Source organism: Flavobacterium maritimum (assembly GCF_040049085.1).
In the GTDB taxonomy this organism is placed as follows: domain Bacteria; phylum Bacteroidota; class Bacteroidia; order Flavobacteriales; family Flavobacteriaceae; genus Flavobacterium; species Flavobacterium maritimum.
The window spans coordinates 1-20,483 of the sequence record NZ_JBDLZY010000008.1 but is presented as its reverse complement, the minus strand read 5'-3'; the positions used below and the strand labels follow the sequence as shown (position 1 = coordinate 20,483).

The 20,483-nt window shown below is 36.5% G+C and carries 18 protein-coding genes; 16 read left to right on the top strand and 2 right to left on the bottom strand.

What is annotated here, in order from left to right:
• Positions 1-25 precede the first annotated feature (25 nt).
• The 13 genes from moaCB to ABEB23_RS16535 all read left to right on the top strand — a co-directional run bounded on the left by moaCB (position 26) and on the right by ABEB23_RS16535 (position 14,940).
• Positions 26-940 carry a bifunctional molybdenum cofactor biosynthesis protein MoaC/MoaB gene (moaCB, locus tag ABEB23_RS16595; protein WP_348813786.1) on the top strand — a complete coding sequence of 305 codons (915 nt, stop codon included), beginning with the start codon at positions 26-28 and terminating at the stop codon, positions 938-940.
• Positions 930-1,937 (top strand): GTP 3',8-cyclase MoaA, encoded by a 1,008-nt coding sequence (moaA, locus tag ABEB23_RS16590; RefSeq protein ID WP_348813784.1) that lies wholly within the window; start codon positions 930-932, stop codon positions 1,935-1,937. The genes moaCB and moaA overlap by 11 nt, the downstream gene beginning before the upstream one ends.
• Before the next feature lie 65 nt (positions 1,938-2,002).
• Entirely contained in the window at positions 2,003-2,953 is a 951-nt protein-coding gene (gene mnmL / locus ABEB23_RS16585; RefSeq protein WP_348813783.1) for a tRNA modification radical SAM protein MnmL/YtqA, read from the top strand.
• 343 nt (positions 2,954-3,296) lie between these two features.
• On the top strand, positions 3,297-4,772 hold the full coding sequence (locus ABEB23_RS16580) for an MFS transporter (RefSeq protein ID WP_348813782.1): 1,476 nt from the start codon (positions 3,297-3,299) through the stop codon (positions 4,770-4,772).
• Positions 4,773-4,819: 47 nt separating this feature from the next.
• Complete coding sequence (locus tag ABEB23_RS16575; protein ID WP_348813781.1) at positions 4,820-6,412, top strand: MFS transporter; 1,593 nt, start codon at positions 4,820-4,822, stop codon at positions 6,410-6,412.
• A 28-nt stretch (positions 6,413-6,440) separates the two neighbouring features.
• Positions 6,441-7,490 (top strand): MFS transporter, encoded by a 1,050-nt coding sequence (locus ABEB23_RS16570; RefSeq protein ID WP_348813780.1) that lies wholly within the window; start codon positions 6,441-6,443, stop codon positions 7,488-7,490.
• Between the two features lie 148 nt (positions 7,491-7,638).
• Positions 7,639-9,855 (top strand): molybdopterin oxidoreductase family protein, encoded by a 2,217-nt coding sequence (locus ABEB23_RS16565; protein ID WP_348813779.1) that lies wholly within the window; start codon positions 7,639-7,641, stop codon positions 9,853-9,855.
• Between the two features lie 16 nt (positions 9,856-9,871).
• Entirely contained in the window at positions 9,872-10,441 is a 570-nt protein-coding gene (locus ABEB23_RS16560) for a 4Fe-4S dicluster domain-containing protein (protein ID WP_348813777.1), read from the top strand.
• Positions 10,442-10,523: 82 nt separating this feature from the next.
• The gene (locus ABEB23_RS16555; RefSeq protein WP_348813776.1) at positions 10,524-11,036 is read left to right on the top strand and encodes a Rieske (2Fe-2S) protein; all 513 of its coding nucleotides are present in this window, start codon (positions 10,524-10,526) and stop codon (positions 11,034-11,036) included.
• Positions 11,037-11,067: 31 nt separating this feature from the next.
• Positions 11,068-11,319, top strand: coding sequence for a DUF6755 family protein (locus ABEB23_RS16550; RefSeq protein ID WP_348813775.1), 252 nt, complete (start codon positions 11,068-11,070; stop codon positions 11,317-11,319).
• Positions 11,320-11,407: 88 nt separating this feature from the next.
• On the top strand, positions 11,408-11,749 hold the full coding sequence (locus ABEB23_RS16545) for a hypothetical protein (protein ID WP_348813774.1): 342 nt from the start codon (positions 11,408-11,410) through the stop codon (positions 11,747-11,749).
• A gap of 134 nt (positions 11,750-11,883) precedes the next feature.
• Positions 11,884-12,735 (top strand): FixH family protein, encoded by an 852-nt coding sequence (locus ABEB23_RS16540; RefSeq protein ID WP_348813773.1) that lies wholly within the window; start codon positions 11,884-11,886, stop codon positions 12,733-12,735.
• A 207-nt stretch (positions 12,736-12,942) separates the two neighbouring features.
• The gene (locus ABEB23_RS16535; RefSeq protein ID WP_348813771.1) at positions 12,943-14,940 is read left to right on the top strand and encodes a TonB-copper family protein; all 1,998 of its coding nucleotides are present in this window, start codon (positions 12,943-12,945) and stop codon (positions 14,938-14,940) included.
• Between the two features lie 74 nt (positions 14,941-15,014).
• Here the strand turns inward: ABEB23_RS16535 and lysS are convergent, their stop codons facing one another.
• A complete protein-coding gene (lysS, locus tag ABEB23_RS16530) occupies positions 15,015-16,724 on the bottom strand; it encodes a lysine--tRNA ligase (RefSeq protein ID WP_348813770.1) in 1,710 nt (569 codons plus the stop codon).
• Between the two features lie 294 nt (positions 16,725-17,018).
• Between lysS and ABEB23_RS16525 the strand changes: the two genes are divergently transcribed.
• The 3 genes from ABEB23_RS16525 to lipB all read left to right on the top strand — a co-directional run bounded on the left by ABEB23_RS16525 (position 17,019) and on the right by lipB (position 19,309).
• Positions 17,019-17,744: a hypothetical protein gene (locus ABEB23_RS16525; protein ID WP_348813769.1), complete on the top strand. Its 726-nt coding sequence runs from the start codon at positions 17,019-17,021 to the stop codon at positions 17,742-17,744.
• A 101-nt stretch (positions 17,745-17,845) separates the two neighbouring features.
• The gene (locus tag ABEB23_RS16520) at positions 17,846-18,592 is read left to right on the top strand and encodes a hypothetical protein (RefSeq protein WP_348813767.1); all 747 of its coding nucleotides are present in this window, start codon (positions 17,846-17,848) and stop codon (positions 18,590-18,592) included.
• A gap of 15 nt (positions 18,593-18,607) precedes the next feature.
• Positions 18,608-19,309: a lipoyl(octanoyl) transferase LipB gene (lipB, locus tag ABEB23_RS16515; protein WP_348813766.1), complete on the top strand. Its 702-nt coding sequence runs from the start codon at positions 18,608-18,610 to the stop codon at positions 19,307-19,309.
• A gap of 89 nt (positions 19,310-19,398) precedes the next feature.
• Here the strand turns inward: lipB and rnhB are convergent, their stop codons facing one another.
• Positions 19,399-20,058: a ribonuclease HII gene (rnhB, locus tag ABEB23_RS16510; RefSeq protein WP_348813764.1), complete on the bottom strand. Its 660-nt coding sequence runs from the start codon at positions 20,056-20,058 to the stop codon at positions 19,399-19,401.
• Positions 20,059-20,483 lie beyond the last annotated feature (425 nt).

Here is a 20,483-nt window from a genome sequence, read left to right as displayed (position 1 = left end):
GTAAATAAGAAATCAAAAAATCAGCATGGTAGATATCACCCATAAAATAATAACCCAACGTACTGCAACAGCTCAGGCCATCGTAAAAGTTGGTTCGCCGGAAACCATGCAGGCCATTTTGAACAAAACTGTTCCTAAAGGTGATGTATTGGAAGTATCCCGAACAGCGGGTTTATTCGCTGTAAAAAATACTTCGAATTCTATTCCGGATTGCCATCCGATGCCGATTGAATATACCGGAATTCAGTTTGAATGTTTGGAAGATTCGGTTCGAATAGAAGTAACCGTAAAAACAATTTATAAAACCGGTGTTGAGGTAGAAGCCATGCACGGTGCTTCGATTGTAGCCTTGACAATGTACGACATGCTGAAACCGATCGATAAAAAAGTAGAGATTTCAACCGTCAAATTACTACATAAAAAAGGAGGAAAATCAGATTATGGGGTCAAAGAAGACCTCAATCTTGCAGTGGCGGTAATGGTTTGTTCGGACAGCGTTTCCAGTGGAAAGAAAGAAGACAAAGCAGGAAAAGTGATTGCTGATAAAATCAAAAATCTGGGATTGAGAGTTTCTAATTATTCGGTTATTCCAGACGAAGTTCTCGATATTCAGGCTAGCATCAATCAGTTTTGTGACAAAAAAATGGATTTGGTGATTATTACTGGGGGAACCGGTTTATCTAATCGGGATGTTACTCCGGAAGCGGTGATTCCAATATTAGATCGTCGCATTCCTGGGATAGAAGAAGCGATCCGTTCTTACGGTCAGGACAGAACGCCTTATGCAATGTTGTCCAGAAGCGTAGTTGGGTTTAAAGGAAATACCCTGATCATGGCTTTACCGGGTTCAACCGCAGGAGCAAGTGAATCGATGGATGCTGTTTTTCCATCGGTATTGCACTTATTTAAAATTTTAAATGGCTTCAACCATGGAAAATAAAACAATTCAAATGCAGGACACACACGGCAGAGCACACAGCTATTTGCGCATTTCGATTACGGAACACTGTAATTTGAGATGTACCTATTGCATGCCAGCCGAGGGAATTGCACTTACACCAAGAGCACACCTGATGACTGCAGATGAAATTGTTACGATTGCCCAAACTTTTGTCAATCTCGGTGTAAACAAAATCAGGTTGACAGGAGGAGAACCTTTAGTTCGAAAAGATGCCAAAGATATCATTCAACGTTTAGGAAAATTAGGCGTTGAACTGACTTTGACTACCAATGGAATTATGGTACATGAATTTATTGATACTTTCAAAGAAGCGGGAATTACCACTTTAAATGTTAGTATTGACAGTTTGCAAAAAGATAAATTCAACCAAATTACCCGTAGAAATTATTTTGATAAACTATGGGAGAATCTGGATTTGCTTCACGCTAACGGGTTTCAGGTGAAGTTGAATGTGGTGGTGATGAAAGGATTTAATGACAATGAAATAATTGATTTTATTGAATTGACCAAAGAACGCAACATTCAGATTCGGTTTATTGAGTTCATGCCTTTTGATGGCAATCAATGGAATAAAGAAAAATTGGTTTCGTATGCCGAAATCATGGCGCAAGTCGAAAATTTTTATTCCAGTCAAAAAGTGGAACGCATACAAGACAAACCAAATGATACCGCCAAAAATCATAAAATCACATCGCATAAAGGGAGTTTTTCGGTGATCAGTTCGGTGACAAATCCGTTTTGTAGTACTTGCAACCGCATTCGCTTAACTGCTGACGGGAAATTAAAAAACTGTCTTTTTTCGAATACGGAGACTTCCTTGCTAGATACTTTAAGAGCAGGTAAAGACATAGAACCACTTATTTTTCAAAACATAAAATCCAAACACGCCATGCGAGGCGGAATGGATGATGATGCCAAATTTCAAAACCCAAAGTTATTTTCCCAAAACAGGAGTATGATTAAGATTGGAGGCTAATTTTTTTCTGTTAATACGTTAAACGTAAGAATGTCGTTCCTTGCGATATTGTGTAAATTTAGAATATGAGTACAACATTAGATTTAGGGTTTAAAGGATATAAAAATTACGGGACCTACCTTCGTGAAAAATACAACGGACAACGAGTATACAAAGTAATTGTTGATGGAGGATTTAGTTGTCCTAACCGAGACGGGAATAAAGGTTATGGCGGTTGTACTTATTGCAATACTGATTCCTTTACTCCGGAGTTATCCAGAAAAGCGCCGAGTATTCAAGAACAAGTACTTCAAGGTATGGAGCGTGCCAGAAAATCATACAAGGCCGAAAAATTTATTGTGTATTTTCAGCCTAATTCCAATACCTATGCATCAGTACCCTATTTGAAAAAAATCTATGATGAAGCCTTGGCTGTTGATTCATCAGATGTTGTTGGTTTTTCTGTTGGCACACGACCGGATTGTATAGATGCTGAAAAAGTAGCTTTGCTGGAAAGTTATTGCGATCGTTATGATGTTGATTTAGAAATGGGCATGGAATCGATGTATGATGATACTCTGGAACAAATTAACAGAGGTTGCAGCCATGCTGATTTTGTGACTGCAGTCGAATTATTAAAGGATAGTAAAATTGATTTGTGTGTGCATACTGTTTTTGGATTTCCGTGGGAAACCAGAGAAATGATGCTGAATTATATTGCCGAAATTAACCGATTCCCTCAAATTAAATTTGTGAAATTCCACCACCTGCACATCGTTGAAGGTTCTGTTATGGGAGTTAAATATAAAAGAAACCCATTCCCTTTATTTACTTTAGAAGAATATACCGATTTACTTTGTGAAGTTATACCATTGTTGCGCCCCGATATTGTTATCCAAAGATTGTTTGGAATATCAGATTGGGATTTACTGATAGCTCCCAACTGGGGATTAAAAAAATCAGCCATTCAAACTTATATGGAGAAAGAAATTGAACGCCGGGCGATCGTGCAGGGTTCTAAGTATAGCACCACATAACAAGAGTTCGTAATCATAATTATATTTATAAGTACTAAAATCCGTTTTTAAAACGGATTTTTTTTATGTAAAACAAATTCAGGTAGTTGTGTTTTTTAGATTGTTTTTTTTATTAATTTATTTACTACTTTTAATGATTAAAGTAAGTTGATTTAGAATAGTCTGTATGCCGATTAAATGCAAATTATGCGATTATTTTAAATGAAAAACTTTCTTCCTTAAATGATTTATATCATGTTTTAGAAAAGTATTAGATATTAATTTTACATTATAAATAAAGGACATATTTATCCGATGATTATGTGAAGTTTATTTAAAGAGAAACATTTAAAAAGAATCTTTTATGAGTAGTTTATCCCAATCCCACAAAATTTTATTTTTAAACACCCTGGCTTTTACAATCTGTTTTGCCTGCTGGACTTTAAATGGTGTTTTGGTTACCTATCTTGTTGACAAGGGAATATTCAATTGGACTGTTGTTGAGGTAGGCTGGTTGTTAGGGATTCCTATTTTATCAGGCTCGATTTTTCGTCTTCCTATAGGTATTTTTACGGATAAATTCGGAGGGAAAATTGTATTCTCCATCTTGTTAATACTTTGTTCGATCCCGCTTTTTTTGTTGCCGTTTGCTGATTCTTTCTGGAGTTTTGCCATATTGAGTTTTCTTTTTGGATTGGTAGGAACCAGCTTTGCTGTTGGGATTGGATATACTTCAGTATGGTATCCTAAAAACTGGCAGGGTAGAGCGCTAGGTATTTTCGGAATGGGAAATGCGGGAGCTGCCATCACCACTTTTGTAGCTCCCACTTTATTAAATAATTTTTCAGAGGAGGATCCAATAAATGGTTGGAAAATGCTACCGATAACCTATGGGATAGTTTTAGTAGCTATCGGAATTCTTTTTATTCTTTTCGCCAAAAACAAAACAAATCCAGGTGTATCAAAAACCACCAAAGAGCTTTTATCTCCATTGAAAAATATTAGAGTATGGCGTTTTGGAGCGTATTATTTCTTAGTGTTTGGTTGTTTTGTCGCCTATTCACAATGGTTACTGCCAAATTTCATGAATGTTTACCAGACTTCATTAGTGATGGGAGGAATGTTTGCCACAATGTTCAGTTTACCTTCCGGAATTATCAGAGCTTTTGGAGGTTATCTGTCCGATAAATTCGGAGCCAGAAAAGTGATGTATTGGGTTTTAGGTTCTTCTATTGCAATTAGTTTTTTATTGATGTTTCCAAAAATGGAAGTCTTTACAGCCGGTCCCGGAGTTTTGGCAACCAGCAATGGTGTTGTTACCGAAATTTCTGATTCGACAATAAGCATTAATGGAAAACCACAGCAGATTAACACAAAAGTAACTTCAGATAAGGCAGAGACCGCTATTTTTCCGGTTAGGAATTCGTGGCAAGAGATAGTTGTCAAACAGAATCAAGAAGTGAAAAAGAAAGAATTATTGGCAAAAGGGATTACTCAAATTGAGTTTAGCGCCAATATCTGGGTATATCTTGTTTTAGTGATTCTGATAGGGATATCCTGGGGAATTGGTAAAGCAGCAGTTTTCAAACACATCCCGGAATATTTTCCGAATGAAGTAGGTGTTGTAGGAGGGATGGTAGGTTTAATAGGTGGATTGGGTGGTTTTGTTGGGCCAATTATCTTCGGTTATTTGCTGAATTCAACCGGACTTTGGACAAGCTCCTGGATATTCATCTTTGTAATATCAATCCTTTGCCTGTTGTGGATGCACAGAACCATCATCAAAATTTTGAGAGTTAAATCACCAACTTTTACCCGCGATATAGAACACAACCATTAGTAATACAAAGCATTGCAAAAAAAAATATAACAATAAATACATACAAAATGAAAACTTGGCTAGACAAATGGGAACCGGAAAATGAAGAGTTCTGGAAAAAAACAGGTAGTAAAATTGCCTGGAAAACGTTGACGATTACAACTTTATCATTGATATTGTCTTTTTCTTCCTGGTTTATGATGAGCGTAATAGCGGTAAAATTACCGGGATTAGGATTTCCTTTCTCGAAAGACCAACTTTTTTGGTTGGTGGCTATCCCTGGTTTGGCCGCAGGATTTTTAAGAATCATACACACCTTTATTCTGCCTATTTTTGGTACAAGGCACGTAGTGACTGTGGCAACTTTACTCAAGTTAATTCCGGCAATTGGAATCGGGTTTGCGGTAATGGATACCAATACTCCATTTTGGGTATTTGTTCTTTTGGCTATTACTAGTGGTTTTGGCGGTGGAGATTTTTCATCCTTTATGCCTAGTACCAGTTTGTTTTTTCCAAAAAGATTAAAAGGAACTGCATTGGGAATCCAAGCGGGAATTGGGAATTTTGGAGTTAGTTTAGCTCAGTTTATTACCCCGATTATTTTGAGTGTTAGTATTTACGGGACTACTTCGGTATTTACAAGCATCGATGTTAAGGAAACAAGGAATGTTTTAAAAGATTCAACAGTTGAAAAACTACAAGAAGTTTTTGCAGCCTTGGATGACAAATCACAAAATAAAATTCTGGCTACTGTAAAGAAACCAGTATTAGATTCGGTTACAGCGGTAACGAAATCAAATGAAAATCTTGAAATTTTTTCTGCATTACCACTCAATGAGAAATCTAAAGCGATTGCAAATGCAAACCCTAAATTGGCCGAAAAAATATTAAACAAAATTAGTCCCGAAAATGAGGCGGTTACAAACAGGAGCATCTATATTCAATCTGCTGCATTTTGGTACATTGGTTTTCTTTTGGTTTTGGCAGTTATCAGTTGGTTTAGCTTAAAAAGTATTCCGATGCAAGCTTCCATAAAAGAGCAGATGGATATTTTTTCAAATAAACACACTTGGTATTGCACGATTACTTACCTGATGACTTTTGGGACATTTGCCGGTTTATCAGCAGCTTTTCCTTTGATGATTAAATTCCTATACGGAGATTTTCCTAATGCACCGGATCCGTTAGTATATGCTTTTTATGGTCCGCTTATCGGATCTGCGAGTAGAATCGTTTTTGGTTTCGTGGCTGATAAAGTGGGAGGAGCTATTCTTACTACAATTACCGGCTTAGGGATTTTGGCAGGAGGAATCATTTTGGTTACCCAAGGTCTGGTGTCACCAACAAGTATGGATCAGTTTCCTCTTTTTGTAGCCGTAATTTTGGGAATGTTCTTCTTTACAGGTATTGGGAACGCGGGTACTTTTAGACAGTATCCAATCATTTTTGCAGAGAACCAACGTCAGGCCGCAGGAGTTATTGGTTGGACTGCCGCTATCGCAGCATTTGGACCGTTTATTTTTTCAAAATTAATTGGAAATAACATCTCTGCTAATGGCTCAGTAAATCAATTTTTTATTGGTTTGATTCTTTTTACTATCTTAGCTACAGGTATCAATTGGTGGTTCTATAATCGTAAAGGTTGTGAAAAACCAAGTTAGTCAGTAATTAATCTAAACCCAATCTGAAATGAAAAACCGGACTTTTAATACCAAAGCATTACTGATTGCTACTTTGCTTTCAATATTTGCTATTGTACTCGTGTTTTATGGCTCCAGAAAATTACAGAATTTTGATGCAGCGCTGATTACCTATTTATTTGGAACCGTGTTTGCCTTCTTTGGAATTGTGTATCGCTATACTGTTTGGTTGCAAAGGCCTCCAACTTGGATTTATTTTAAACGAGGAATTACATATTTGGTAACTGGAAAAGTGTTTTCTCATTTTTGGTTTGCTACCAAAGAATCGGTGGAGAATATCGCCTTTCAGAAATTCATTTATCCAAGAGGGAAATACCGCTGGGTAGCTCACTTTATGATTGCAGTAGGCTGTACATCAGCATTTTTAATTACCATTCCGCTTACCTTTGGGTGGATTCATTTTACAATGGCTCCCAACACGATATCCGTTTATGAGGCCCATTTTTTCGGATTCAAAGTAATGGATTTTGAATTGGGTTCTATCATGGCATTTCTAACGTTTCATGCGTTGAACTGGTCTTCTTACTTAGTTATTTTTGGATCTTTATATTATTTGAGAAGACGATTGACAAATCCCGGATTAATCGCAACACAATCTTTTGAAGGTGATTTGTTGCCGCTTATTTTATTGATAGCGATCTCGGTTACTGGATTAGGATTGACGTATTCATATCAATTCATGAAAGGTTTTGCTTTCGATTTTCTCGCAGTAATTCATGCTGTTACAGTAATTATGTTTTTGATATGGATTCCATTTGGGAAGTTTTTCCACATCATTCAACGTCCTGCACAAATTGGTGCGCACATTTATAAAAAGGAAGGAATGAAACAGGGGATGGTAGTTTGTAAACATACAGGCGAAGAATTTGCCACCAAACTGCATATTGACGATCTCAAAACCGTAACTAGTCAGCTCGGTTTTGATTTTTCAATGGAAGACGGAGGTTCTCATCTTGATTTGAGTCCCGAAGGAAAAAGATCCCGTTTGGCACAGGCGCATTTGAAAGCCAGACAAATAGGTGGCAATTTATTTGGATAAAGAGAATGTATTCAGTCACAGTTTGAAGGCCAAACCTGAAACTATGATTAAACTTTGATACTGATTGGAAAACAATCGAGAGAAACTGAAAACCATGACTGCGCAGAAAAATGTAACTGCGACTCAAAACTGAAAACTAAAAAAAAATATGGCAAAATTACCTGTTTCAGCAGAAAATATAATAGAACATTTTGGACCGCATAAAAATTATAGTCCAAAAGAGGGATATGAAGGAAGAGACGAGCCAGATGAAGTAGTAAAAACACATTGTTGCTTCTGTGGTATGCAATGCGGAATTCAACTGTTAGTTAAAAGTAATAAAGTAGTTGGTTTTGAACCTTGGATGGAATTTCCTTTTAATGAAGGCAGACTTTGTCCAAAAGGAGTACAACGCTATTTGCAAAATAACCATCCGGATCGTTTGATGAATCCCTTAAAAAGAGTAGAAGGACAAGGATTTGTGCCTACATCTTGGGACGAAGCAATGAATAAAACGGTATCCGAAATAAAACGCATTCAGGAAAAGTACGGGAAAGATGCTTTCTCTATGCTTTCGGGAGTTTCGTTGACCAATGAAAAAAGTTATCTGGTAGGGAAGTTTGCCCGCGTTGCTTTGAAAACAAAAAATCTGGATTACAACGGTCGTTTGTGTATGGTGAGCGCTGGTGCCGGAAATAAAAAAGCATTTGGTTTAGACCGTGCTTCCAATAATTATTCGGATTTGGAATATGCCGAAGTGATTATTGTGGCTGGAGCCAATATTAGCGAAACCTTTCCAACGCTGACCCACTGGATATGGAAAGCCAGAGATAGAGGTGCAAAATTAATTGTGATTGATCCAAGAATTATTCCTTTGGCCAGAACTGCCGATGTACATTTGGATGTAAAACCAGGAACTGATTCAGCTCTTTATGGAGCTATGTTGAAATATCTGGTGGATCACGACATGTTAGATCATGATTTTATAGATAATTATACTTCAGGTTTCCAGGAAACAATTGATGCCGTAAAAGACTACACCTTGGAATGGGCAGAAGAAGTTACAGGGATTAAAAAAGAAAAAATCAAAGAGGCCGCTGAATTATGGGGCAAAGCCAAAACCAGTTTCTTACTGCACGCCCGTGGAATAGAGCACCATTCAAAAGGGGTGGACAATGTTTTAGGCTGTATTAATTTAGTTTTGGCTACAGGAAGAATTGGTCGTCCTTATTGTGGGTACGGAACGATAACCGGACAAGGAAACGGACAAGGTGGTAGAGAACACGGTCACAAATGCGATCAGTTACCCGGAAATCGAGATATAGAAAACCCGGAACACAGACAATACATTGCTAATGTTTGGGGAATTGATGAAAAAGACATGCCAGGAAAAGGGCTGTCGGCTTACGAAATTATAGAAGCCATTCATAGAGGAGAAATCAAAGGATTATTGTCCATTTGTTTTAATCCATTAGTGTCATTGCCTAATAGTAATTATGTTAGGGAAGCATTAGAGAAATTAGAATTTTATGTTTGTATCGACTTTTTCTTGAACGAAACGGCACGTCATGCTGATATTGTACTGGCAGGTTCTTTACAGGAAGAAGAAGAAGGTACAACAACTTCGGCAGAAGGAAGGGTAATCCGAATTCGACAAGCGGTAACACCTCCGGGAGACGCCAGAACCGATACTTCGATCATTTTAGAATTGGCCAAACGTTTAGGAGTGGAAGATAAATTCACCTACAGTGACAGTGAAGCTATTTTTAATGAATTGCGTGTTGCTTCAAAAGGAGGAACCGCTGATTACAACGGAATCACGTATAAAAGAGTGGAAGAGAATATGGGAATTTTTTGGCCTTGTCCAACAGAAGATCACCCGGGAACTCCTCGTTTATGGGAAGATAAAAAATTCAAAACGCCAGATGGTAAAGCCCATTTTAATCCGGCACCATATAAACTACCGGGAGAAGTAACTGATACTGAATATCCTGTGGTTTTAACAACGGGCCGTGTGGTTTCCCAATATTTAAGCGGAACACAAACTCGTAGAATAGGTAAATTAGTAGACCAGTTCCCAGAACCGCTGTTAGAAATTCATCCGAATTTAGCCCGCCAATATGGAATCCAACAAAGAGAATTGATAAAGGTTTCTACCCGAAGAGGAGAGGGGATTTTTCCTGCCAACATCGTAGAAACCATTAGAGAAGATACTGTTTTTATACCGTACCACTGGTCTGGAAAAAAATCGGCAAATCAATTGACTCCAGGAACTTTAGATCCAATATCAAAAATACCGGAGTTTAAGGTTTGTGCCTGTCAATTAGAACCGCTTAGGGAAATTGCACCTCCATCAAAAGAATCAAAAGCGTATGCTAGTGTTTAATCTATAAAATGTAAAGATGAATTATACCAGTTTTAATACAAACGAGGAATTTTTTGTAGATATGCAACGCTGCATCGGCTGTAAAGCATGTGAAATGGCTTGCGCCGAATGTGAGACTAACGGTCAGGATTCGATGATACATGTCAATTATGTAGATCGTTCTTCTACTATTCAAACGACGGTTCAAGTGTGTATGCATTGTGAGGATCCGGTTTGTGCCAATGTTTGCCCAGCCGATGCAATATCAAAAGACGAATTTGGAATTGTTCATACCGCGAATACGGAAAGATGTATCGGTTGTTCCAATTGCGTGATGGCATGCCCTTTTGGAGTTCCGAAAAAAATAGAAGAATATGATTTGATGATGAAGTGCACGATGTGTTACGACAGAACCAGCGTTGGTAAAAAACCAATGTGTGCCACAGTATGTCCAAGTGGTGCTTTATTCTATGGAACCAGAGCAGAAATTGAAGAAATGCGTCCGAACAGTAGTCCGGTGAATACCTTCGTATTCGGGAAAGAAATTGTAAATACCAAAGTCAATATCATGATGCCGAAAGGAAGCACAGAGCTGATTATATATTAGTTGGCCGACTATCTCGAAGGGGAACCTCGCAGGAAGTTAAAACTTTAAACATTAAACTTTAAACCTTTTTACAATAAAAAAAATGTCAAAAGAAGATAATTTAAATAAAAACTGGAAAAAAGACTTTCCAATACAAAAACAACAAGCTACCAACGTAAGTCGTCGTGATTTCGCAAAATTCCTGACGTTAGTTTCCGGCGGATTAATGGTAGGTAGTGGTTTGGTCGCAGCCAAAGCTTATTTGCTTCCTAAAGAAGATGTTGAAGGAGAACATTTTGTTTGTAAGAAAGATGAGGTGCCTTTAGGTGGAACGCGCGCCTTCGTGATTGAAGGAAGCACGATTCCATATATTTTGATTCATCTTGAAAACGGAGAATTTAAAGCCTACGAACAAAAATGTACACATCTTTCCTGTTCTGTATTTTACAAACCGGGAACCGGAATTATCCATTGCCCATGTCATGAAGGTTCGTTTGATGCGAAGACTGGAGACGTACTTGCAGGACCACCACCGAGAGCTTTACCTAAACTGGAAGTGTTTTTTAAAGAAAACGACATTTATGTAAAAGCATCTCATGAAGAAGAAGTAAGTTAAAAAAATCAGGAACAATTAAATTGTATTTGTCATGAGTAATTTCAGAACCAGTCAAAACCGAGCCAATCCCAATAAGCTAAATAATATCCTTTCGACATTAATTTTTATATTAATTCTGAATGTGAGTATTCAGATTTGGTTGTTGTATGCCTCATTAAATAACGCATTAGAAAACAACAGAGAGATATTAATCCCCGCTTTTGTAGCTTCTTTGATTTTGTTTTTAATAGGTTTCAGTTGGCTTTATTATTTGCCTTCAGGAAATAGTAATAAAAAACAGTAGAGAGTTGTAAGGAATAAGTGTTTCGTGTTTGAAAAAATAAATCTACTTTTGCACCGTGAAAAAAATCATATTCATAATAGTAATCCTCATGCTTGTAAAGCCAATACTTCCGGTTTTAGAGTATGTAGTTAATTATGAATATATTTCAAAAGTACTTTGTGTTAATAAGGACAAACCGAAAATGCAATGTAACGGAAAATGTCATTTGATGAAAGAATTGGCGAAAGCTTCAGATGCTGAAAAGCCATTGTCTTCTGATAAAAAAATAGTATCCCCAATTTTTGAGGTCTTGTTTTTTGAAGAAATCAAATCGTTCAAAATTGCATCGATTAGCTTTGGTACCAAAGAAAAAATAAACCAATCCTATTCTAATTTATATTCTCATTTGAATAGTGGTTCTGTTTTTCATCCTCCTACTTTCATTTCTTAAAGTTTTACGCACTTTTGTGCACTTTTTTGTCCGTTTCTTTCAACGGATGGATACTTGTGTGTTGTTTTTGGAACGATTTAATTTCCAGAAACGATATGCGAACAAATATTATATACAAAACAAAAACTTTAGAAATGAAATCTTTATTAAAAAATATAGTAGCCATTTTGGCTATAGCGCTTGCATTTACTTCTTGTTCAGATAATGATGATAATACACCGGCAGTTAATGAATTAGAAGGAATCACTAAATTCAAAGAAATAACAAATACCACCCATACTATAGAATTGTATTCACATATGGGGTATTTGGAACAAGGGTATAACGAAATCAGCTTGAGAATTAAAGACAATACAACTGGTCAATATGTAAAAAATGCGGAAGTAAGTTGGTTGCCATTAATGCACATGACAATGATGACACATTCATGTCCGTATTCAGAAGTTGAAAAAGTAACTACCGAAGGAACGGTATATGAAGGAAATGTTGTTTTCCAAATGGCTGAAAACACTACAGAATATTGGGATTTAAAAATTGATTATACGATTAACGGAACAGAATATTCTGCAACTTCAGTAATTGATGTTCCAGCTTCTGCCAAACAGAGAGTAACTACTTTTACAGGTTCTGATAATGTGAAATATATTTTGGCCTATGTTGAACCACATCACCCAAAAGTCGCTTTAAATGATATTACTGTAGGTGTTTATAAAATGGAATCCATGATGAATTTTTCTGTTGTAGATAATTACAAAGTAAAAATTGACCCAAGAATGCCAAGCATGGGAAATCATGGTTCACCAAACAATGTCGACTTAACGCAATCAGCTTCAGATGGATTATATCATGGAAAATTATCATTGACCATGACCGGTTTATGGAAAATTAACCTGCAGCTTCTAAATGCTTCGGATGTTGTTTTGAAAGGGGAAACCGTTACAGACGCAGTTCCTGCAAGCAGTATTTACTTTGAGATTGAATTCTAATTCGTTTTCATTTTCTTAACCAAAAAAAGGCCAAAAAAGTCAAATGTTTTGGCAGTTATTCTTTTGGCCTTTTTTTAAATTTTTCTGTCATAAAATCAACTTTATCAGGGAGTTTGCGTGAGCAAGCACTTATCTGTAAAAGCTACCCGAGCTTGCGAACAGGCGAAGCATACCATTTATGACCGCTAACAAATATAATCGAGACGTATGAAAAAGAAATTGCAAGCAGTTTTGCTGTTGTTTTTTAGTTCAATCACACTTTTTGCACAAGAACAATCCAAAGATACCGTTGCACCAAAATCACTCAATGAAGTGATTGTCATTGGTAAAAAAACGCAATTATATCAAAAACAAACGAAACCTTTGGCGACAGTAGATGACTATTTACAGCAGTCAGGAAAAGTGGATATGATTAAAAGAGGGGGGTATGCTTGGGAGCCAATTATCAATAGTATGGCAACCGAAAGAACGCTGATAACCATTGATGGGATGCGAGTGTTTGGGGCTTGTACAGATAAAATGGACCCGATAACTTCTTATGTTGAGGTTTCAAATTTATCAGAAGCTACAGTGAAGTCCGGTCAACAAGCCAGTTGTCACGGTGCTACTATTGGTGGTGGAATTGATTTAATAAGAAATCGCACTGGGTTTTCAAATACGGGTTGGGATGCTTCTGTAAATACCGGTTTTGAAACCAATAGCAATCAGAAAATTATTGGATCGGCTGTCAATTATTCTGATAGTCTGTTTTATGTTGATACCGATTTTATGTTTCGTGATGCTGAAAATTATACGGCAGGAAATAATCAGGAAGTACTGTTTTCTCAGTTTAGAAAATTTAATATTTCGGCAACTTCCGGTTTTTCTTTTGATGAAAATAAATTAATAGAAGGATCGGTAATTTATGATAAAGCAACTGATGTTGGTTATCCGGCACTTCCAATGGATGTCTCTTTGGCGGAAGCTCTAATCACTTCCTTGAAATTTGAATACGCACCCCAGTCATCAAAAATTGACAATTGGGAAACCAAAGTATATTACAATACCATCACTCACAAAATGGACGATACTAAACGTCCCGCAGTTCCTGTTCACATGGATATGCCTGGCTGGAGTGATACCTATGGTTTTTATTCTAAAATAAGAGGGATTTTTGAAGCACATCATTTTACTGCTGATTTGAATTCCTTTTACAACCGTTCAATTGCTGAAATGACCATGTATCCTAATGATCCCAACGAAAGTTTAATGTTTATGTATACCTGGCCTGATGTAAGGACCTTGTATAGTGCTTTGTTTTTGGAAGATGCTGTGGTTTTGAATGAGCATTCTAATTTGAAGTTCACGGCAAGCATTGCCAATCATTTTAATGAAGTTGCGAACCAATTAGGCCTCGAAAGTTTGCAGATTTTTTATCCAAATATGAAAGACAGTAAAAACAGAATTTTGAAAAGCATTTCATCCAATTACTTGTATGGGAAAAATGGGTTCGAATATAGTTTTGGATTGGCTTATGGTGATCGTGCTCCATCTGTTTCAGAAGGATATGGGTTTTATTTATTTAATAGTTTTGATACGTACGATTATATTGGGAATCCTGAATTAAGAAATGAAAAGTCCCTGGAGGGAAATGTCTCTGTTGGTTATAAGACAGGCAAATTAGCCACTAGTATTTCGTCTTCTTATTTTCATATTTCGGATTATATAGTGGGGAAACCAGATGCTAATTTAATTCCGATGACAATTGGTGCCAGCGGTGTGAAAATTTATACGGCCTTAGATTATGCTACTATTTTCAATGCCGATTTCAAAATGGAATACCAATTTACAGCTGATTTCAAATGGAAAGGACAATTGGTTTACAGTTATGGTAAAGATTATGAAAAAGAGAATTTGCCTTTTATAAGTCCGTTGCGTTATACATCTTCTTTGAATTATCGAAAAAGCAAATTCTCCTCTGAAATTGCAGTTCAGGGAAATGCAACCCAAACGCAATACAGCCCTTTTTATGGTGAAGACAGAACTCCTGATTATGCGATTGTAAACGTTGCTTCCGGTTATTCTTTAAATTTTGAAAAAAGTAAATGGAATCTAAATGCAGGGATTGAGAATATTTTGGATACCTATTATTCTACTTTTTCAGATTGGAACAATATTCCCCGAAAAGGAAGAAACTTTTTTATAAATATTAATGTAGGGTTTTAATCTGTAATTGAATTTGGGATAAACAAAAAAGGAGCTTCAATCGAAGCTCCTTTTTTTATCATTAAGAAAATTGGTTATCCTACCAATTCTACAATTTTACTATCACCAACAAGACTTACTTTGATCAAGTTGTGTTTTGCCAAACCTTTGGTAGCGGCATCCCATTTTTTACCGCTCAAATCTGATTTAATTTTCAATAATCCCAAATCCATTTGATTGTCATTGATTTTCAAAAGATCAAGAATCAGTTTTTCTTCTTCAGATAACTCAATTTGAACTTGTTTTTTCTCTGGTCTCATTTGAGGGAACAGCAATACTTCCTGAATAGATGCATTATTAGTTAAGAACATCATCAAACGGTCCATTCCAATTCCTAATCCAGATGTTGGAGGCATTCCGTATTCTAAGGCTCTCAAGAAATCTTCGTCAATCATACCACTTGCTTCATCATCACCTTTTTCAGCCAAACGCAATTGGTCTTCAAAACGCTCTCTTTGGTCAATTGGGTCATTCAATTCAGAATAAGCGTTTGCTACTTCTTTACCGCAAACCATCAACTCAAAACGCTCTGTCAATTCCGGATTGTCACGGTGTTGTTTACACAAAGGAGACATTTCTTTTGGGTAATCAGTAATGAAGGTTGGTTGAATATAATTTCCTTCGCATTTCGCACCAAAAATTTCATCAATCAATTTTCCTTTACCCATGGTCGCATCTACCTCAATTCCCATGCCTTTTGCGGCGTCAAAAAGTTCCGTTTCACTTTTGCCCGAAATATCAAAACCCGTAAAATGTTTGATAGAATCGGTCATTGTAACACGGGCGTAAGGAGCTTTGAAGTTCACGGTGTGCTCTCCAAAAGTCGCCTCGCTGGTTCCGTTCACACCAATGGCGCAATGTTCCAATAAGTTTTCGGTGAAATTCATCATCCAGTTGTAGTCTTTGTAAGCTACATATATTTCCATTGCGGTAAATTCCGGGTTGTGCGTACGGTCCATTCCTTCATTACGGAAGTTTTTAGAGAACTCGTAAACCCCATCAAATCCACCAACAATTAATCTTTTTAAGTACAATTCGTTTGCAATTCTCATGTATAACGGAATGTCAAGCGAGTTGTGGTGTGTGATAAAAGGTCTCGCTGCGGCACCACCTGGAATCGGCTGTAAGACTGGAGTTTCTACCTCAAGATATCCTTTGTCATTAAAGAAAGAACGCATGGCGTTAAACAATTTAGTTCTTTTGATAAAAGTATCTTTTACATGATCGTTCACGGTTAAATCCACATAACGACGACGGTACCTTTGTTCTGGGTCTGCAAAAGCATCGTGAGTTTTTCCGTCAGCATCTATTTTAACCACAGGAAGCGGTTTCAGAGATTTTGCCAAAACTGTCAATCCATAAACATGAACGGAGATTTCACCTACTTGAGTTTTGAAAACCGTTCCGCGAACTCCAATAAAATCACCAATGTCCAATAGTTTTTTGAAAACCACATTGTACATCGTTTTTTCTTCATCAGTCGAAATGTCATCTCTCGAAACATAAACCTGAATACGTCCTTCAGCATCTTTCAATTCCGCAAACGACGCCTTTCCCATGATACGTTTACCCATCAAACGACCGGCTAGAACCACTTCCTTACCTTCGTACTTTTCGAAATCAGCAAGGATTTCGCTTGAATAAGCGGTAGTGATAAATTCGGCTGCAGGATAAGGTTCGATACCTAAATTGCGTAATTCGGTGAGAGCTTCTCTACGTAGTATTTCTTGTTCGGATAATGCCATTATATTCTGATTTTAAGAGCGCAAAGATAGTCTTTATGTCTTAAAGTTACAAAGTCATAAAGTTGGAAAGTTATATAATATGCTGATTTTTTTTCAGGAGCAGAAGCAACCGTTTTTTCAAGACGACTTGTCCCGCTATTCGCTCTATCTTTTTACCTTGTTTGAAAAAAAAACAAGATAAAAAGGATGCCGCTGCTATCGGGGCTATACCAGAACTTTTTGTTTTTCAAAACCGCACGAAAAATAATACAAAACATGTATATTTGAAATCAAATTTGAACTCTAAATCCCTACATGAAAAAATACATCTTCTTTCTTATAGCAATGTCTGCCGCGAGTTGCCAAATGACCGAAACTATTTACTTAAACGAAGACGGAAGCGGAAAAATAAAAACGGAATCGCATCGTGATGAACACAGTTACATGCAATTGGCAGCCGAAAATTATTCAAAGGAAGATGTTTTTCGGGACACAACGTATGTGTTCAAAGATATTATTACAAAATATTCGGATACATTTTCGAGACTTCCAGCATCAGAACAGGCTATTTTTCAAAAGTATGCAAATGTAAATGTGCATATCAAAAATAGTTCTTATGAGAAAGAATTCAGAACTATAGTTTCTCAAAATTTCAAAAAAATTGAAGAAGTTCCTGATTTGTATAAAACCCAGGAATATGTGGACGATTTAGAACATAATTATGCGTTGAGTGCCGAAGAACATTATTATATCGTCAGCTATACTTTTGACGGAAGTCTTTTTAAAAGAACCGTAATAATTTCAGATCCGGTAGAGTTGAAAAAACAACAGGATAAAATAACCGAATTGAAAACCCGATTTTCAAATCATAAAATTGTTCAAGGCTATACTTTGAATTACCATTTTCCTAGAAAAATAAAGTCGGTTTCCAATTCTAAGGCAAAAATAAGTGAAGACAAAAAATCGCTGGAATTGCAATTTACGATAACAGATTGTATGACACATCCGGAAAGTACGAATTTGGAGGTAGTGTTGGAATAATTAAATTTGTGTTTTTCTTTCGCTAATTCAAGAGTTAAGAGAGGGGAAAGTTTCAAAATAATTTCAATTAATGTTTTAGTATCTTTGAAAAAAAATAAAAAATGAAGTTAGTAAGATTGTTTTTGATGTTTTTTGTGTTGATAAGTCTGGTTAGCTGCACAGTAACGGAGAATATTTACATTAATGATAATGGTTCGGGAAATTTTTCTGTAGAAATGGATGGTTCCGCTTTGATGGCGATGATGCCAAACGATTCCTTGAAAACAGAAAAAAGTATCGATTCTACTTTTTCATTCAGGCAATTGATGGTTGAAAAAAAAGACAGTATTGCAAAACTTCCAAAAGAACAGCAGGAACTTCTAAAAAAGCTGGAGAATTTCAATATGAGAATGAAAATGAATGCGGAGAAAAAACAATTTGTTTTCTCGTTGAATACCGATTTTAAAAACGTGGCAGAACTCCAAGATGTAATGGAAACCATGAATGCTTTTAGCAAGATTCAAAAAGGAAATAAAAATACTGCGGAAGCTAATCCATATATACCGACTGCTGGTTTTGGTTCTAATAATTCTGTTTTAAGCTATGCTTATAATGGCAAAAAATTCAGCAGAAAAGCAACTGTGAATTCAACTGAAATGGATGAAATGGAGAATGATTCCCTTCAACAGTATAAAATGATCTTCGAATCTTCTATTTATGTTCTTAAATATCATTTTCCAAAACCGGTGAAAAAAGTTTCGAATACCACTGCTTTATTTAGTGAAGACAGAAAAACGATTACCATTCAGTATCCATTTAGTGAATATATGGCTAATCCGGATAAATTGAATATCGAGGTTGAATTTTAGAAAAGAAAAATGAAAATGAATAAAACAGTCCAACTTCAAGATTTAGGAAATAAAGATTATAAGGAAACCTGGGAATATCAGGAAGAATTATTCAAAGGAATTGTTGATTTGAAAATCAAGAACAGGAGAGAGGAAACCCAAATTGAAACACCCAATTATTTTCTTTTTGTGGAGCACCCTCATGTATATACTTTAGGGAAAAGCGGTGATTTGAGTAATTTACTTCTGTCCGAAAAACAATTAGAAGCCAAAGGTGCCACTTTTTATAAGATCAATAGAGGTGGCGATATAACCTATCACGGACCTGGGCAGATTGTAGGATATCCTATTTTGGACCTGGAGAATTTCTTTTCTGATATTCATAAATACTTACGTTTTCTGGAAGAAGCTATTATTCTGACGCTACAAGAATACGGATTGGAATGTGGTAGAAGTGAAGGAGAAACCGGAGTTTGGTTGGGCGTGGGGACACCATTTGCCAGAAAAATTTGTGCTATGGGAGTCCGTGCTTCCCGTTGGGTAACGATGCACGGCTTTGCTCTAAATGTTAATGCTGACTTAGGGTATTTTGACAACATTATTCCGTGTGGAATCCGTGGAAAAGCAGTAACTTCTTTAAATGTTGAACTAGGTGTGGAAAAAGTAGATGAAGCCGAAGTGAAAGAAAAAATTCTAAAACATTTTTCTGACTTGTTTGAATGCTCGATTGTTCTATAGTTAGATTGTTCGATGGCCGGATTTTTAGATTATTGGATAGTTCGAAGAATCAAACGCTCAAAAAATCTAAGAATCCAATAGTCTAATATCTAAATATCCAATTTCAATTGTTCCGGCAATAACCTAAAACTCATTCGGTGGTATTTGGTTGTACCATATTTTTTGATTGCCTCGCGGTGTTCTTGAGTGGGGTAACCTTTGTTTTTTTTCCAATTATACATAGGGAATTCTTCGTGGATGCGATTCATATAATCATCCCGATAGGTTTTTGCCAATACTGATGCTGCGGCAATACTCAAAAATTTGGAATCCCCTTTAATAATGCTTTGATTCGGAATGGATTTCAATAATTCTATTTCGGCTTTAGAGAATTGTTTTCCAAAAGCATTCTTTAAACCTAATTTTGCGTTTATAGCTCGATTGCCGTCAACAATGATAAATTCTGGGGTTTGATTTAATTTTAGGATGCATTCCTGCATTCCTTTCATCGAAGCATTTAGGATGTTTATTTCATCAATTTCGTTTGGGTGTAGGTGGGTTACTGCGAATGAAATAGCGTGTTCTTCAATAATGGGTCTTAGTTTTTCTCTTGCTTTTTCGGATAATTGCTTGCTGTCATTCAGGATGGTATTTTTAAAATCAAAAGGCAGAATCACTGCAGCGGCTGTGACTGGTCCGGCCAGACATCCGCGGCCTGCTTCGTCGGTACCGGTTTCGAGTAGAAAATTGGAGAAATTATTTTGAAGCATATGGAACTATTTTCAAGAAGCAAATATTGTAATTTTTTCTTGATTTTCTTTTTTGTGATGCAAATTGATTTCGAAAAAAGAATGTCTTGAATATTTAGCTAGTTTTCAGTCTCAGTTTTTAGTCCAAAAAGATGTTGATTCTAAAAGCATTTTTAAAACAGAATATTGTTAAGAAAAGCAAATAGAAATGTTTAGAGACAATCCTGAAAACTGTGACTGCGACTGAAAACTGCGACCTGAATACAAATTATGTAGCAATAGTATTGATTGTCGCGAGTGCGAGAGGGATAAAAGCTGGCTACCGAAGTAGCGCGGATAGCCCGACAGCAACAGCAAAAGGGGCGATTGTATAAGGGGTATAACCAAAAGTATATAAATACATAATATAAAAAAGGTCGAAAAAGCCAATAAAATAAAGGGATTAC